The 14,830-nt window shown below is 65.9% G+C and carries 16 protein-coding genes; 1 reads left to right on the top strand and 15 read right to left on the bottom strand.

All coding sequences use genetic code 11. The annotated features are described in order from the left end of the window. Nucleotides 1-68: 68 nt before the first annotated feature. Nucleotides 69-1,649 carry a hypothetical protein gene (locus AAFG16_RS18410; protein ID WP_342740098.1) on the bottom strand — a complete coding sequence of 527 codons (1,581 nt, stop codon included), beginning with the start codon at nucleotides 1,647-1,649 and terminating at the stop codon, nucleotides 69-71. 264 nt (nucleotides 1,650-1,913) lie between these two features. Here AAFG16_RS18410 and AAFG16_RS18405 point away from each other — a divergent pair, with 264 nt between their 5' ends. Then, complete coding sequence (locus AAFG16_RS18405; protein ID WP_342740097.1) at nucleotides 1,914-3,107, top strand: CoA transferase; 1,194 nt, start codon at nucleotides 1,914-1,916, stop codon at nucleotides 3,105-3,107. A 66-nt stretch (nucleotides 3,108-3,173) separates the two neighbouring features. On the opposite strand, the gene AAFG16_RS18400 is transcribed toward AAFG16_RS18405, so the two are convergent. The 14 genes from AAFG16_RS18400 to AAFG16_RS18335 all read right to left on the bottom strand — a co-directional run bounded on the left by AAFG16_RS18400 (nucleotide 3,174) and on the right by AAFG16_RS18335 (nucleotide 14,830). Beyond that, nucleotides 3,174-3,455, bottom strand: coding sequence for a hypothetical protein (locus tag AAFG16_RS18400; protein ID WP_092219978.1), 282 nt, complete (start codon nucleotides 3,453-3,455; stop codon nucleotides 3,174-3,176). 192 nt (nucleotides 3,456-3,647) lie between these two features. Beyond that, entirely contained in the window at nucleotides 3,648-4,496 is an 849-nt protein-coding gene (locus tag AAFG16_RS18395; RefSeq protein ID WP_283085734.1) for a leishmanolysin-related zinc metalloendopeptidase, read from the bottom strand. A 315-nt stretch (nucleotides 4,497-4,811) separates the two neighbouring features. Then, nucleotides 4,812-6,326 carry a tripartite tricarboxylate transporter permease gene (locus tag AAFG16_RS18390; RefSeq protein ID WP_283085732.1) on the bottom strand — a complete coding sequence of 505 codons (1,515 nt, stop codon included), beginning with the start codon at nucleotides 6,324-6,326 and terminating at the stop codon, nucleotides 4,812-4,814. A 12-nt stretch (nucleotides 6,327-6,338) separates the two neighbouring features. Next, nucleotides 6,339-6,881, bottom strand: a complete 543-nt coding sequence (locus tag AAFG16_RS18385) for a tripartite tricarboxylate transporter TctB family protein (protein WP_283085731.1) — start codon at nucleotides 6,879-6,881, stop codon at nucleotides 6,339-6,341. Nucleotides 6,882-7,069: 188 nt separating this feature from the next. Further along, nucleotides 7,070-8,044, bottom strand: a complete 975-nt coding sequence (locus AAFG16_RS18380; protein WP_342740095.1) for a tripartite tricarboxylate transporter substrate-binding protein — start codon at nucleotides 8,042-8,044, stop codon at nucleotides 7,070-7,072. 313 nt (nucleotides 8,045-8,357) lie between these two features. Next, entirely contained in the window at nucleotides 8,358-8,951 is a 594-nt protein-coding gene (locus tag AAFG16_RS18375; protein ID WP_342740094.1) for a hypothetical protein, read from the bottom strand. 107 nt (nucleotides 8,952-9,058) lie between these two features. Next, nucleotides 9,059-9,640, bottom strand: a complete 582-nt coding sequence (gene gspM / locus AAFG16_RS18370; RefSeq protein ID WP_342740093.1) for a type II secretion system protein GspM — start codon at nucleotides 9,638-9,640, stop codon at nucleotides 9,059-9,061. Beyond that, the gene (locus AAFG16_RS18365) at nucleotides 9,637-10,677 is read right to left on the bottom strand and encodes a PilN domain-containing protein (protein ID WP_342740092.1); all 1,041 of its coding nucleotides are present in this window, start codon (nucleotides 10,675-10,677) and stop codon (nucleotides 9,637-9,639) included. The genes gspM and AAFG16_RS18365 overlap by 4 nt, the downstream gene beginning before the upstream one ends. Nucleotide 10,678: 1 nt before the next feature. Next, the gene (locus AAFG16_RS18360; protein ID WP_342740091.1) at nucleotides 10,679-11,593 is read right to left on the bottom strand and encodes a type II secretory protein PulK; all 915 of its coding nucleotides are present in this window, start codon (nucleotides 11,591-11,593) and stop codon (nucleotides 10,679-10,681) included. Continuing rightward, entirely contained in the window at nucleotides 11,590-12,294 is a 705-nt protein-coding gene (locus AAFG16_RS18355; protein ID WP_342740090.1) for a hypothetical protein, read from the bottom strand. Before AAFG16_RS18355 ends, AAFG16_RS18360 begins: the two co-directional genes overlap by 4 nt. Beyond that, nucleotides 12,291-12,689 (bottom strand): prepilin-type cleavage/methylation domain-containing protein, encoded by a 399-nt coding sequence (locus tag AAFG16_RS18350; RefSeq protein ID WP_342740089.1) that lies wholly within the window; start codon nucleotides 12,687-12,689, stop codon nucleotides 12,291-12,293. Before AAFG16_RS18350 ends, AAFG16_RS18355 begins: the two co-directional genes overlap by 4 nt. Continuing rightward, nucleotides 12,667-13,161 carry a prepilin-type N-terminal cleavage/methylation domain-containing protein gene (locus tag AAFG16_RS18345; RefSeq protein ID WP_283085723.1) on the bottom strand — a complete coding sequence of 165 codons (495 nt, stop codon included), beginning with the start codon at nucleotides 13,159-13,161 and terminating at the stop codon, nucleotides 12,667-12,669. The genes AAFG16_RS18350 and AAFG16_RS18345 overlap by 23 nt, the downstream gene beginning before the upstream one ends. Further along, nucleotides 13,124-13,579 carry a type II secretion system major pseudopilin GspG gene (gene gspG, locus AAFG16_RS18340; protein WP_342740088.1) on the bottom strand — a complete coding sequence of 152 codons (456 nt, stop codon included), beginning with the start codon at nucleotides 13,577-13,579 and terminating at the stop codon, nucleotides 13,124-13,126. Before gspG ends, AAFG16_RS18345 begins: the two co-directional genes overlap by 38 nt. Before the next feature lie 39 nt (nucleotides 13,580-13,618). Next, on the bottom strand, nucleotides 13,619-14,830 hold the full coding sequence (locus AAFG16_RS18335; RefSeq protein WP_342740087.1) for a type II secretion system F family protein: 1,212 nt from the start codon (nucleotides 14,828-14,830) through the stop codon (nucleotides 13,619-13,621).

Genomic DNA, 14,830 nt, shown 5'->3' with positions numbered 1-14,830 from the left:
AGATCCTGCTCAAACAATAACCTAAAGCGCGATGATGAGATGATGGTTCATCTTCATGCCATCGCGCTTTAGGCCGGGACCAGCGCCCGCAGCCGCTCGCGCAAGGGCTTGCTCAGCAGCGGGCTTGCGAGCGCGCCAACCACGATCAGCCAGGCCGCGCATTTTGCGATGAAGTTTGCAAGCCCGCTCCCGGGCATGACCTCCCCGATCGCTGTCCCAATCAGCCAGCCGGACGCCACGACGGTGACTGCCATGAGCAGCAGGAACGCAATGTGCCTCAGCGGGCGGCGCAGGGTCTGTTGCATGATCACCAGTCCAAGCAGGCCGAACTGAATCAGGATGTCGCTCGCGACCACGGCGAAGGCCGCGCCCAGCGGTCCGAACCGCGGGATCAGGACGAAGGACAGAGCCAAGAAAACGACGAGCTGGAGCCCCTTGATCCGGATCAGGAGCTCGCCGCGATTGCTATGACTGGCGAAGACCAGTGCCAGCTGCGAGGGCGCGGCCGCGGCCGAGCCGAGCAGCAGCATCACCGCAAGCGGACCGTCATAGGGAATGCTGCCATGGGTCCACAGCACGAAGAAGTCGGGCCAGAGCGGCAGCATGCCCGCAACAACCAGGCAGGCGAGCCCGGTCACGAACGCCGATCCGTAGGCGTAGTGGCGGCGCAGCCGCTCCTTGTCGCCGATCGCGTGATCATGGCCGAGCTCGGCGCCGAACGGCAGGGCAAGCTGGAGACTAAGTCCGCGCACCAAGCTCGCGATCACGCGCGTCAGCCCCCATTGTGCGACCGCGACGCGGTCGGCGACGAGCGCCGAGACCAGCAGGAGCGGAGCGTTGACGAGCGCGAGCTCGGAGATGTTGGCGACCGCGAAGGGCAGCGCGCGGCCGAGCTGTCCCATGCTCCAGCGCCATGACGGAGCGACGAATGGCAGTCCTCGGGCGCGGCGCAGGAACGGAAACAGGCGCGGCGCATCGAAGGCCACGACGAAGATCGTGAACAGCAGCTGCATCGACACGCAGGCGATCGCCACCGCGAACAGGCTTCCGAACGCGAACAGCGCAACAAGCTGTGCGATCTGGCCGAGCAGCAGCGCGGCGTTCTGCAGCCAGATGATGCGGCCATATTGACCGCGCACACGATAGAGGCCAGCGGCAAGATTGGCGGGCAGGCTCAGAAGCGTGCCGAGCGTCATCACCAGCATCGCGGCATCGAAGGTCGGCGTTGCATGAAAGCCAAGCACCAACGAGGGCGGCGCGAGATAGATGGCTCCGCACAGCAGCAGACCAAGAGCGGCGACGAGGGCGAAATAAATCCGCAGCATGTCGCGATAGAGGCGCGCGGTGCGCCCGTCGCAGTCGACGCAGGACCTGAAGGCCAGAAACCGGTTGATCGCGCGGAGCTGCAGTCCCGCATCCGCCACGATGACGAGGCCGCCTGCGGCAAAGATCGCGAGCCACGCCGCGAGCAGGTCGCCGCTCCAGACGTGGAGGAAGGCCGGGATCAGCAGCAGCTGCTGCGTCAGCCCCAGCCCCATCTGGACCAGGTTCGCCGACCAGCCATGCATGAGCCGCCGGACGCGTCCGGAACCGCCGGTCCCACTGCGACCATCGGGCTTGCCGGGCGCGTCGGTCTGCGTGTCGGTCAAGCCGCATCCTTCCCGGCGATCAGCGCGTTGAAGCCGCCTCTTAAGGTGATTAGACCGCTTGTGCAATGCCTTGCAAACACACTCCCGCAGGGCCCCAGATCAGCAGCCCACTGCCGCGACCGCACCAGCACGTCGCTGCCGCCCCTCCGCGGCATTGCCCTCGGGCCTTGCATTTCGACAGGCGACGTCCGCGTTGGGTCGGGCTTGCCGCTCGGTCTTTCGGCACTATGGTGAGCTCACAATCTGTTCCTGGAGCCTTTCACGATGCCCTTTCCGCATGCCTCGGAAGCCCTGTCGCGCTTCACCGTGCTCGATCTGACCCGCGTCCGGTCCGGGCCAACCTGCGTGCGGCAGCTTGCGGATTGGGGCGCCAATGTCGTCAAGATCGACGCGCTGACCGAGGATGCCGGCGGCGAACAGCCGGGCGGACCGCGGCGCGGCTCGGACTTCCAGAATTTGCACCGCAACAAGCGGGCCATGACGCTGAACCTGAAGGACGAGCGCGGGCTCGCCGTGTTCAAGTGTCTCGCCGCCAAGGCCGACGTCGTGGTCGAGAACTTCCGGCCCGACGTGAAGAAGAAGCTCGGCATCGACTATGAGAGCCTCGCCGCGATCAACCCGCGCATCGTCTATGGCAGCATCTCCGGTTTCGGCCAGGACGGCCCCTACCACAAGCGGCCGGGCTTCGACCAGATCGCGCAAGGAATGGGCGGGCTGATGTCGATCACCGGCGCGCCGGGCGAAGGCCCGATGCGGGTCGGCATTCCCGTCGCCGACCTCACCGCGGGCCTGTTCTGCGCCATGGGCATCCTCACCGCGCTGCTCGAGCGCGAGGTCTCCGGCAAGGGCCAGTGGGTGCAGACCTCGCTGCTCCAGGCCCAGATCTTCATGCTCGACTTCCAGGCCGCGCGCTGGCTGATGGAGAAGGAGGTCGCCAAGCAGGCCGGCAACAATCATCCGACCAGCATCCCGACCGGCGTGTTCAAGACCTCCGACGGCTACATCAACATCGCCACCACGGGCGGCCGGATCTGGGAACGTTGCGCGCAGGCGATCGGCGCACCAGAGCTCTTTGGCCATCCCGACTATGCAACGGCCCCTGCCCGCTCCAAGAACCGCGATGCGCTCAACGCCGAGATCGAGAAGCGCACGGTGACGAAATCGACCGAGACCTGGGTTCGGGAGCTCAACGAGGCCGGGGTGCCCTGCGGGCCGATCTACGCGATCGACCAGATGTTCGAGGACGCGCAGGTCAAGCATCTCGGCATCGCGCAGGACGTGCCGAACGACGAGGACCGTCACATCCGCCTGGTCGGCCAGCCCGTGACGCTGTCGCGCACGCCGAGCAGGATGGTGGCGCGGCCGCCGGAATTCGGCGAGCAGACCGAAGAGGTGCTGAAGGAATTCGGATTCGGGGCGGACGAGATCGCAAAACTGCGGGACGCCAAGGTGGTGTGACGGCGCGGCCGTTCCTCGCCCGGTCCTGTCATCACGAGCGCCGGCACCGACGGCTTGCGCGATCGTCTACATCTTGCGCAAGCCGTCGAACCGCGTGTCGACATAATGGCCGGCGGCATCGACAACCCGGCAAAGCTCTCCGCCGTCATGATAGAGCAGAACGACTTTGGCTCCAGCCTCGAACTGTCCGGTCGGTGGTCCGCTCGGCAGACCGCGCGAGGCATAGAACGGCTGCGATCTCGCCACCTCGTGGGTGAACTGATTGGGCGGTGGCGAGATCAGGCAGTCCGACGGGATCAATGACGAATCGGGAAGCACGATCGCTTCCGGCCGCTTCATGCCCTCCATGATCCGGTTTCCCTAAGTTTTGCGGCCCGATAGCGCCTCGCTTGGCAGGCCTTTGGCTTGGCAGGCCCTAAAGCGCGATGAGATTGATGAATCATCATCACGCTTTAGGTGTTGTTTGAGCATGATCTTTTCGGAAAACCGCTTCGCACTTTGCGCTAACGCGGCCCTTCGGGTCCGGATCATGCTTTAGGCCTAAGCGCCCAAGCTTTCCTCGGGCAACGTGATCGGAATCCGCCGCAGCACGATACCTCTTGTCATGGCGGCACGCGCGGCGAGGAGCCCCGCCTCCGCCATGTGCAGATGATCCGGCAGATGGTACGGCTGGGCAACGTCCATATTCACCTCGTAGCCGAGATCCTGCAAGCTGGCGATCGTCACCCGGCTCATCGGATTGCCGCCTTCATTGACGAAGCCGGTCATCAGTTCCGCGCCGAACACCGTGTCGCGCCAATGCGAATCCCGCGTCCCTTCACCACCGGTATTTTCGACGGGAACGGGCAGCGTCGCTGAGCCGCGGAGCTTGCCATATTCGCGCATGGCGTTGGTACCGACGAATGTCGGATTGCTGGTGAGGGCCCCCTTCAACAATTTCTTGTTCGTCCAGATCGTTCCGATGCCGATCACGTGCCCCATCTCGTGCGTGATGACGTCGTTCAGCGTGCCATCGGCTTCCATCGCTGCGAGATCGGCCGTGTCGAACTGCATGTCGCCGGTTGCCGGCAGGAACGCAGCGGCGCCGGCATTCTTCGGACGCAAACGGTTCGGCCCCGCCTGGCCGAGAACGTTGCCGGGACCGTCGATGTCGGTGCCCTGCGCCGTGATGCGAAGATTGTTGATCCTTTCGCCACCCACCGTGACGTCGGGCAGATCGCCCACGATGGCGTGCGTCCACCGGTTCGCTGCGAGCTTGAAAGCCGCCTTCTGCTTGGTTGTGAGTCCACCCAGAAAATGGACCTCGATCGTGTAGCCTCCGCGGGCTTCGGCCGCGACCGCATGTGAAATCTCGGCGCCCTTGCGCGCACGATAACGTTCAATGCTCATGATATCCTCCGAAAAATCAGGTCGGAAAAATTCTATCTACGCTTGCATTGTGATCCTGATTAACGTCGCCGACAAGCGACAGAAGCGTCACGGGCTCTGACTGTTTCACGATCAAATAACGAAGCCCGACGTCACCGCCGGGCTTTTCGAGACGACATTGCCTGTCCACCCGCTCGATCGATGAGCGCGCTTCCAGAACAGCACATCACGCCGCGTCCCGCGATCGAACGTCGATCGCTCCAACTCGATTTACACTTGTCCGCCGATCGGGCCGGCCTGTTTTCCAAAGTCAGAAGAGGCTGAGGTTGCGGATGTTCACCGTCTTGCGCACGTCGGTTCCGGCGATCGGACGCGGGCGAGCAAGCGATCGATCACCGGCCAAAACAGCAGCACGATCGCCAGCGTCGTGATCGAACCGACCAGTCCGTTCGACCAGAACACCTTCAGATTTCCGCCGGAGCCGATCATCGACAGACGGAAGGCATCCTCGGCGCGGTTGCCGAGCACCAGCGCCAGCGTGAACGGCGCCAAGGGGACGCCGATCTTCTTGAAGACATAGCCGACGACGCCGAAGCCGAGCATCAGCCAGATGTCGAACATCGCGTTCTGGATCGCATAGGCGCCGATCGCGCAGGACACCACGATCATCGGCGCCACCGCCGCGAACGGCACGCGCAGGATCGAGGCGAAGATCGGCACCGTCGTCAGCACGAGCACGAGGCCGACGACATTGCCGAGATACATCGATGCGATCAGGCCCCAGACGAAATCCTTGTGCTCGACGAACAGCAGCGGGCCCGGATTGAGTCCCCACACCATGAGGCCGCCGAGCAGGATCGCGGCGGTGCCGGAGCCGGGAATGCCGAGCGCCAGCATCGGCAGCAGCGCCGAGGTGCCGGAGGCATGCGCCGCCGTCTCCGGCGCGAACACGCCCTCGATGCGGCCCTTGCCAAAGCTCTCGGGCTCCTTGGCGAAGCGTTTTGCCAGATTGTAGCCCATGAAGGACGCCGCGATCGCACCGCCCGGTGTGATGCCGAGCCAGCAGCCGATGAAGGAGGAGCGCAGCAGCGTCACCCAGTATTTGGGCAGATCCTTCCAGACGCCGAGCACCACGCGGAGCGAGATGCTCGCGGCGTGGCCGCGCAGCGCGAGCCGCTCCTCCATCGTCAGCAGGATCTCGCTGATGCCGAACAGGCCGATGACGGCGACGAGGAAATTGATGCCGCGGAGCAGCTCGGACGAGCCGAAGGTCATCCGCAGATTGCCCGACACCGTGTCCATGCCGATGCCGGCGAGCAGCAGGCCCAGCGCCATCGAGATGACAGTCTTGTGCTTGGCTTCACGGCCGAGGCCGACGAAGGAGCAGAAGGTCAACAGATATACCGCGAAGAACTCGGGCGGGCCGAACCTCAGCGCAAAGGACGAGATCATCGGCGCGAGGAAGGTGATCAAGAGCACCGCGACCAGCGAGCCGACGAAGGACGACGTGAACGCCGCGGTCAGCGCCTCCGCCGCCCTGCCCTGCTGCGCCATCGGATAGCCGTCGAAGGTGGTCGCGACCGACCAGGCCTCGCCGGGGATGTTGAACAGGATCGAGGTGATTGCGCCGCCGAACAGCGCGCCCCAGTAGATACAGGACAACATCACGATGGCCGAGGTCGGGTCCATCGTGAAAGTCAGCGGCAGCAGGATCGCAACGCCGTTGGGGCCGCCGAGGCCGGGCAGCACGCCGACGAAGATGCCGAGCACGAGCCCGACCATCATCAGCACGAGCGTCTTCCACGTCAGCAGGACGGCGAAGCCGTGAAGCAGGAGACCGAGAGCTTCCATCGCGGGTCCGTCCTAATGGCCGAAGGCCGCTTCGAGCGGCCCCTTCGGCATGATGACGTCGAAGGCGATGTCGAAGGTGACGAACATGATCGCCGTGAACAGGAAAGCGGTGAGCAGCGACTTCCACAGCGCGATCTTGCCGACGAGGCGCATGAAGCCCGCAATCAAGAGGAAGCTCGCGACATAGAGACCGAGGAACTGCGTCACCACGCAGAACAGCAGCGTCGGCACGAACACCGCCATGACGCGGCGGGCCTGCGCGCGCGTGACGAAGATCTCGGACGCCTTGCGATGGGCGATCAGCGCCACGACCAGGCCATAGAGGCTGCCGCCGCCGAGGATGACGGAGAGATAGAACGGAAAATAGCCTGGCTCGGGCCCGGTCGCGTCCCAGGACGCGCCGGTGCGCCAATTGTCGTAGCCGAGCGTTGCTGCGAGCGCGAGCAGCAGCAGGCAGACGCATATCTCGATCGCGCCGGAGGAAACGACGGAGGGGGAGTCGTCTTCAGGCGCGGTCGGATCGTCGACGACGATTTCAAGTTCGGTTTGAGACATGCTTTGTCAGGGACGGAGTGCGGCCAATTCCCCCTCTCCCCACTTGCGGGGAGAGGGTTGGGGTGAGGAGGAGTCTCCACGGGGACGGTGAGAGTTGAGCTCGTGGAGAGAGCCCCTCACCCCGACCCTCCCAGCGCGAGCGAAGCTCGTCGCGCCCCCGTAAGAACGGGGCGAGGGAGTACAGCATCTTACTTCGCGACGAAACCGGCTTCCGTCATCAACGACTTATTCTGGGCATCGTCCTCTTCGAGGAATTGCACCATGTCCTTGCCGGTGAGGAAGATCGGCTTCAACGCCTGCTTCTCCATATAATCCTTGTATTCGGCGGTCTGCGTCACCTTGTGGAACAGCTCGACATAGAATGCCTGCTGCTCCGGCGTGACCTTGCCGGGCAGGAACATCGCGCGCAGCATCAGATACTGCACGTCCACGCCCTCCTCCTTGCAGGTCGGGATGTCGGCCCAGGACTGCGTGTCCGTGACCTTGCTGGTGTAGGAGATGCGCTCCTTGTCGAACACGCAGAGCGGACGGACCTGGCCTGCGCGCCAGACCTCGAGATTTTCGCTGGGGTTGTTGACGTTGGACTCGGTGTGGTTGCCGACGAGCTGGGTCGCGGCCTCGCCGCCGGACTTGTAGGGCAGATAGGAGAATTTCGCGCCGGTCTTCTGCTCCAGGAACACGGTCAGCACGTGGTCCTCGCGCTTGGAGCCGGTGCCGCCCATCTTGAAGGGCGAGCTCGCGGCCTTCGCAGCCTCGATGAACTCCTTCACGGACTTGGGGCCTGCGCTGTTGTCCCACAACACGAACTGGTCGAGCGCGATCACCGAGACCGGGGTCAGCTCACGCCAGTTGAACGGGATCTTCGCCGACAGCGGCAGCATGTAGATCAGCGAATAGGCGATCAGCACCTTGTTCGGATCGCCCTCGCTCGACTTCATGTACATCAGCGCTTCCGCGCCCGAGGCGCCGCCCTTGAGCGAGACCACGATCGGCTGCTTCATCAGATTGTTCTTCTGGATCGCGGCCTGCATCATGCGCGCCATCTGATCGGAGGCGCCGCCCGCGCCCGCTGCCACCACGATCTCGATCGGTTTGGTCGGTTCCCAGCCCGCAAAGGCCGGCGTGCCGCAAATCGCGACCGCCAGCGTGATTGCGGCCTTCATTCCATGTCCCACGCGCGTCTTCCCCAAGTTATTTGCCTATGTTCTTGTTCGGATTGGCAATTCGCGAAGTATCGCGGATTGCATTGTGCGGGCGAATACCGGCCAGTTCAAGCCGGGCCGGCACCGCACCGCTTATGACTTTGGAATGAGATGGATTGCAAGCGCCTGAGCGCAATCGATCTTCTGCGCTTTGCTCCGGTCGCGACAGATGGCGTCTCGCTGCTGGCGAGATGGACTGCAATCGATCAAAGACCCCAGAAGGCCAATAGGCGCGATCGGCTGTCATCCAGGAACGCACCGTGCAGGCGGGGCGCTATTCGACGGGTGGACTTGCGGGTTCAACCTTCCGCTGCAGCAAGTACATCTCGCTGCGATCGCCCTGCCTGAACGTCACCTCGCGCGGCTGCACCGAGGTCAGCGACCAGCCACCCAGCGTGTCGCCCTGCCGCAGGCGCACGACCGACTGGTCGGTGCGGTTGACGAGGATCGCGATCGCATCCCCCTCGCCCACCACGGCCCCGACCAGGAGCAGCGGCGGTGGCGCCTCGGCCGGCTTGGGCGGCAGCGGTGCCTGCACCTCTTCGACCGGAGAGGCGGCAACCGCGCGCGGCGGCGGCCGGCGCGAGGCCGAGAAGACCGGACGCTCCTGGGTCGCCGTCAGCGCCGAGAACGGCACCGCCCACAGCGGATTGCCGCGGGGGACGGGTTTGCTGACAGGCTGCGCCGGCGCTGCGATCGGCCGCATCGCGCCGACATCGATGCCTTCAGCGGGGCTGCCGGCGGCATCGTCGGACAGGATATCCATGCGCGACGAGGTCGCGGCCGGGCTCTCGGCAATACCCTGCGCCGCGAGTGCGGCCGCCGCGCACAGCGCGGCCCATCGTGTCGGTCTCAGCCACCCGGACATGGAAAATTCCCTTGGAAGCTCGCGGCACGCTCGTCCCAGCAAACTAGTTCCGATGCGGCCCGCCATCAACCCGCATCGAACCGGAACCGGCGGCCCGGCCAACGCCCCTACTTGCCTGCCTGCCATTGGCCGGAGACACCCAGGATTACCCTGACGCGGCCGGTGCCGGCCTCGTTCAGCGCGGTGGTCTGCGGCACCTGAACGTCGAGCTGATCGACGTAGAGGAACGGCATGCCGGCTTCGAGATTGTAGAGCAGCTTCTGAAGCGCCGGCTGGTCCAGCTCGCAACTCACGACGAGACCGACGAAGCCGTCCTTCACTTGTGCGCCTGTGACGTCGACCTGCGAGGACTGCACCGAGCCGCCGACATTGCCGACGGCGGCCGCGACCCGCTGCAACAGATTGGCGCCCGCGACCGTCACCGTCGGGCCTTCCAGGAACGGCGTGCCTTGGTGCTCGGCCAACGCTGCCGCGGCATTCTTGGCGCCGCCCTTGCGGCCGCGCAGCTGGTCGAGCAGGTCGGAGGTCTGCGCCAGCGCCTGGCGGTGAGCGATGACGTCGGCGATCGACAGGCCTGCCATCAGCAGCAGCCCGCCGGTAACCGCCACATACAGCGTGACCGCGATCAGAGGCGAGCTTGCAAGCGCTCGCGTGACCGCATTTCCGCCGGCGACCTTGGCGCTGCTCATGGCACGTTCCTCGGCTCGATCTGCGCCTCGATGTGGAAACGCTCGCCGGGATCGGACGAGCTGCGCGTCGTCGGGGCGTAGAAGGTGGCTCGGGTGAAATGCTGGGACTGCTCGATCAGCGGGATCAGCGAGGGCGCATCGCGGGTGATGCCGCCGATCTGGAGCTTGTTGCCGGCCAGATGCAGCTCGGTGACATAGGTATGATCAGGCAATATCCGGCTGAGCGATTCCAGCACGATCACGCTCGCCGGCGTCTCGTATTTGCGGCGTTCCAGCTGTGCGAGCGGCGAACGCTCGCCGCCGTCGGCGCCGCGCAGCGCGGCGCGGCGCTGGGTGATCTGCCGTTCGAGCTCGCTTTCCTGCGCGCTGAGACTGTCGGCGAGATAACCTGCGGCGACCGATCCGATCACCGCGGCGACGGCGGCGAAAGCCAGCACCAGTTGCAGCGTCCGGCTCAACCGGGCCGGGTCGATGGCCCCGCGCGATCTCTGCTCGAATACCTTGATGATGCGTCCGCCCTCGGCCGCCTGCGTCGCGACCGCGATCGCGGCCGGATGGAAGGGTGCGACTGCCTCGACATAGCTCATCGCCAGCTTGCGCGGTGCCGCCGCGATTTCGGTGGTGATGCTCTCGCTGCCATGCGCCACCGGAGCGCTGCAGCCGAACACAGCATCGCCTGCGCTCCACGGCGTCAGCCGGTCGATCTGCGCCCGCACGATGCCTTCGAGGAAATCGGCCGCGCGCGCCGGCAGCTCCAGCGGACGGAAGAGGAAGCGCGCCGGCCGCAGCACGATCTCGACGCGGCTGCCGCGGACGATCTGCGCGAGGTTGGGACTTGCGAACTTGCCGTCCTCGAACGCGATCTCCTTCGAACCGTTCTCCGGCTTCGCCGTCTCCAGCGCGAACGCGCCGGTCTCGGTCTCGACCAGCCGCACCACGCGCGGCGACACCATCCGCTCGAGGCCGGCAACCGCCGTGGCGGCCACGGTGCCGGTCCAGGCATCGAGAATGGCGCGAAGGGAATCGAGCGAACTCATCTCACAGGGGCTTTCCGGCAGAGCCGTCATAGGCGTTGTGCCACGACAATACACGATAGGGCTCATCGCTGCCTTCGAGAAGCAGGATGACGATCTCGGCCGAGTTGCGCCGATGCGACGGCGCCTCGGCCACGACCGTCAGCCGGTATGCCCGCGAGCCGTCGGTCGTCGCATTGGCACTCCCGGCGAGGCTGACCAGGGAGCGCGGATCGACCTTGGGATCCGTGCGGTCGCGCAGCACCTGTTGCAGCGTCTCGGGCGTCATGCCCGGCAGCGCCGCCAGCACCTGGGGCGCTGCGTCGAGCAGATTCACCGTCCGCATGTTGCTGAACACGGTGACGAAAGGCAGCACACGCTCGATGACGGCCGCCGGAATGCCGCGCACGAGCCAGAGCTCGTCACTGTGCGGAAACGGTGCATGGCGCGGCAGATAGGGCGCACCCAGCGTGCGGTAGTAGGAATCCTCCGGACTGTCCTGGCCGGCCTCCGTCGAGGTGCGCCAGGCGAGGATCCGGTCGGCATAGACGGGCGCGTCGCTCGCGGAGACGCCGAGCGCCGTCATCAGGCCCGCCAGCATCGGCTTCGGCGCCATGTTGAGATCGACGCGCGCGGCCTCCGAGCGGAACGTCACGCTGACTCGGCCGGCGCCAACGCGGGCATTGAAGGTGCCGCTGGTCGGACGCACGGCTTCGTTCTGTGCCGAGAGCCGGTAGGCCGTGAGCTCGAGCCCGGCGTTGATCAGCGCATCGGTCTGTAACCGGTCGGCGTTGACGGCGACGGTGACGGCCGTGTTGGTGACATAGGTCAGATAGATCAGCGCGAGCGTCGCCAGCGCCGCCAGCATCCAGAGCACCGCGACGACGATGAAGCCGCGGGGATCGCGCAGCTCTGCGCAATTCTGCGCCGGGCGGCTCACAATTGCTGCTCCTCTTTCGGCGCCTGTTGCGGCGCGCCGCGCGCCGCGACGCAGGTCGCCGGATTCTTGGCCCGCGCGCATTCGGTGGGCGCCGTGATGTGCGGGATCACCGCGCCCGAGACCGCGAGCACCTGTCCGGTGGCGCTGTTGCGCACGGTGATGCGGATGCGATCGGGCAGCTGCGGCTGGCCGCGCCAGGTCGGCTGCCACTGGCCGTCCGGCCCGGCATAGGAGAAGCTCACGCGGAACGGCGCACGGATCAGCACGACCTGATCGACGAAGCGGATCTGCCCGTCGGTCGGCATCGGCTGGAACGGCGCGCGCTCGCGCACCAGTGCTAGCCCCTGCGAGTCCGCCTTCTCGATCAGGCGGATGAACTCGAGGCCCGGCCGCGTGCTTGGGCCGATCGCCGTGCGCAGGAAGGTCACCGACAATTCGGCGCCGTCGAACAGCGGCACCTTGGCATCACCGTTCACGGTGATCTGCTCGGCGACCGACAGGTCGGCGACAATGCGATCGAGCCCGGTTGCCAGACGCTCGGCGCGCTGCACACGGGCGATGCCGCGATTCCAGTTCGGCAGCCATTGTGCCGTCACCGTCGCCAGCGCCGCCAGGATGACGGTCATCAGCAGTGTCGCAAGCAACACTTCGAGCAGGGTGAAGCCCGCTTCATCCGCGAGCGTGCGGTGCAGGCGCTTCATTGTGTGGTCCTCGGCACCAGCTTCACCGTCGTGATCTGGATCGCGACCCCGTCGGCGCGCTGGAGGCGCAGATTGACGGCCATTGGCACGAAGCGGTTGGCGGCGGGATCGTCGCCCGGCACGTTCATCGGTGCGATATCGACGCGCCAGCGGCTGCCGGCCAGCTCGCCGCTCTGCCGGCCCGGCTTGAGCAAGGCCCGCGGCGGCAGATCCGCGAGCAGCCGCTCGGCGGTGCCGGCCAGCGCCAGACGCTGGTCGATCGAACGCGTGCCCTTCGCCGTCGTGGCGATGACCGAGCCGATGGTTCCGAGCACCGCCACGATGATCGCGAGCGCCACCAACGCCTCGATCAAGGTGAAGCCGGCGGCGCCGTCAGAGCAGTTTCTGCGGGACAATCTCGACGCCTCCGGTCAGCCAGTTGACGCGCACCTCATAGCCCATGCCGGGCCGCGCCAGCGCGATCGTGCCGCCGCACGACATGCCCGACGGAAAGAAATCGATCGACTGCCCGGCCGCCCGGTCGGCACAGCGCGAGGCCAGCGTCGCCGCCACGACCACGTCGCGGGGCAGGCGGATGATTTGCCCGGTGACGCCGGAACGGATCGCACGCGCCTCCGCATCCACCGTGGTCGTCACCCTGGTCTGCCGGCGCAGCGCCGCGTTGCGGTCGGCTTTCAGCAGGGCTGCGGTCTCGACCGCATAGCTCTCCAGCTTGGCGCGCGTCGTCGTGTGCGGGACAGCCGGCAGGATGATCGCCGCGAGCAAGCCGATGATGGCAAGCACGCACAGGATCTCGATCAGCGCGAAGCCGCGCGCGTCGACGAGACCCTCAGCGCGCGCCGCTGACAATGTCGGCCGCCGTTCCACTGCCGCCTTCCTGACCGTCCGATCCGAGCGAGATGATCTCGTAGGGCGAGCTCGCGCCCGGAGAGCGATAGACGTAGAGGTGACCCCAGGGATCGTTCGGCACCATGCCGCCGCGCAAATAGGGCCCGTTCCAGCCCGCCTGGTTGTTGCTACGGGTCAGCGCGGTGAGGCCCTCGTTCGACGTCGGATAGCGGCCGAGATCGAGGTAATAGAGATCGAGCGCACTGGAAAAGCTCTCGATCTGGATCTTCGCCGCCTTCGCCTTGGACTCGCTGAGATAGTTCAGCACCCGCGGGCCGACCAGCGCCATGATCATCCCGATGATGGTGATGACGACCAGCATCTCGACGAGCGTGAAGCCGGCCTCGCCTCGACCTGCGCGCCGCCGGCCGCGCTTTGACGATGGATGTTTGGTCACTTCACGTCTCTCCCTTACATGTTACTCGCGCTGCCTGGCCTAACCGACAATCTGGCTCACCGACATCAGCGCCGTCATCACCGAGGTGATCAGGCCGCCGACCACCAGCGAGATCGCGATGATCGCCGCCGGCCCCGCGATGCCGACCGCACGGTCGAGCGTTCGCTGCAACTTCGTTTCGTAGAATTCGGCGACGCGCCCCGAGAGCATCGGCAACTGCCCGGTCTCGTCGCCGAGCCGGAGCATGCGCACCGCCATCGCCGGCAGCGCCTCGGTTTCGGCCAGCGCGTCGGAAAGCTTCGACCCATGGCGAACGCGATCGGCGGCCTCGCTCCAGACCGTGGACGGTCCGGTCGTCGCCATCATGTCGATCAGGATGCGCAGCGTGGTGGTGAGATTGACGCCGCTGCCGAGCAGCAGGCCGAGATTGCGGCAGAACAGCGCCGTCCGGTACGCACTCATCACATTGCGGATCGCCGGCAGGCGCACGATCGCATTGGTGATGCCACGGCGGATGCGCTGCTGCCGCAGCAACAACCATACCGCCGCGATCGTAACGGCAAGCCCGGCCAGCATCGTGTCCGAATTGCCGCGCAGGAAGGTCGAGATGTTGAGGAAGACGCCGACCACCGGATCGACCTTGGCGCCGAAATCCTGCAGCACGCTGGCAAACTGCGGCAGCACGAAGCTGAGGAAGAACAGCAGCACGCAGCCGGCAGCACCGAGCACGAATATCGGATAGCGGATCGCATCCGACAGCCGGCGCCGCAGGGCCTCGCTGCGCGCGCGCTCGCCGGCCAACACCTCCAGCACCTGATCGAGGGATCCCGAGGCTTCGCCAACCCGGACCAGCGCGATATACATCGGCGGGAACAGTCCCTCGTGCCGCGCCAGCGCCTCGGCAAAGCTTTCGCCTGAAACCACGCGCGAACGGATGTCGGCCACGACCGGGCGCAGCCGGCCGAAATCGGGATCGGCTGCGAGCAGTTCCAACCCGTCGTTGATGCGGGCGCCGGCGCGCAGCAGCAGCGCGAGGTCGCGGGTGAAGATGGTGACGTCTTCCGGCTTCGGCTTGTTGAAGAGGCTGAAGACACCGCCGGCCGCGCCGCCCTCCTCCGGCGTGACATTGTCGACAAGCACGAGGCCGAGCCGCTCGATCCGCGGCCCGACATCGCCCGGCGCAGGCGCGGCGATGGCGCCGGAGATCAGTTCGCCGTTGGCATTGAGCGCGCGGTAGCGATAGTTCGGCAT

The organism is Bradyrhizobium sp. B117 (assembly GCF_038969555.1).
Classification (GTDB): domain Bacteria; phylum Pseudomonadota; class Alphaproteobacteria; order Rhizobiales; family Xanthobacteraceae; genus Bradyrhizobium.
The sequence above is the reverse complement of the archived record's forward strand: the minus strand, read 5'-3'. Positions and strand labels throughout refer to the sequence as shown.

What these genes read in the sequence shown, in the direction of transcription:
- AAFG16_RS18405 (WP_342740097.1), top strand. Translation starts at nt 1,914, where the DNA reads ATGCCCTTTCCGCATGCCTCGGAAGCCCTGTCGCGCTTCACCGTGCTC.
- AAFG16_RS18400 (WP_092219978.1), bottom strand. Translation starts at nt 3,455, where the DNA reads ATGGAGGGCATGAAGCGGCCGGAAGCGATCGTGCTTCCCGATTCGTCA.
- AAFG16_RS18395 (WP_283085734.1), bottom strand. Translation starts at nt 4,496, where the DNA reads ATGAGCATTGAACGTTATCGTGCGCGCAAGGGCGCCGAGATTTCACAT.
- AAFG16_RS18390 (WP_283085732.1), bottom strand. Translation starts at nt 6,326, where the DNA reads ATGGAAGCTCTCGGTCTCCTGCTTCACGGCTTCGCCGTCCTGCTGACG.
- AAFG16_RS18385 (WP_283085731.1), bottom strand. Translation starts at nt 6,881, where the DNA reads ATGTCTCAAACCGAACTTGAAATCGTCGTCGACGATCCGACCGCGCCT.
- AAFG16_RS18380 (WP_342740095.1), bottom strand. Translation starts at nt 8,044, where the DNA reads ATGAAGGCCGCAATCACGCTGGCGGTCGCGATTTGCGGCACGCCGGCC.
- AAFG16_RS18375 (WP_342740094.1), bottom strand. Translation starts at nt 8,951, where the DNA reads ATGTCCGGGTGGCTGAGACCGACACGATGGGCCGCGCTGTGCGCGGCG.
- gspM (WP_342740093.1), bottom strand. Translation starts at nt 9,640, where the DNA reads ATGAGCAGCGCCAAGGTCGCCGGCGGAAATGCGGTCACGCGAGCGCTT.
- AAFG16_RS18365 (WP_342740092.1), bottom strand. Translation starts at nt 10,677, where the DNA reads ATGAGTTCGCTCGATTCCCTTCGCGCCATTCTCGATGCCTGGACCGGC.
- AAFG16_RS18355 (WP_342740090.1), bottom strand. Translation starts at nt 12,294, where the DNA reads ATGAAGCGCCTGCACCGCACGCTCGCGGATGAAGCGGGCTTCACCCTG.
- AAFG16_RS18335 (WP_342740087.1), bottom strand. Translation starts at nt 14,830, where the DNA reads ATGCCGAACTATCGCTACCGCGCGCTCAATGCCAACGGCGAACTGATC.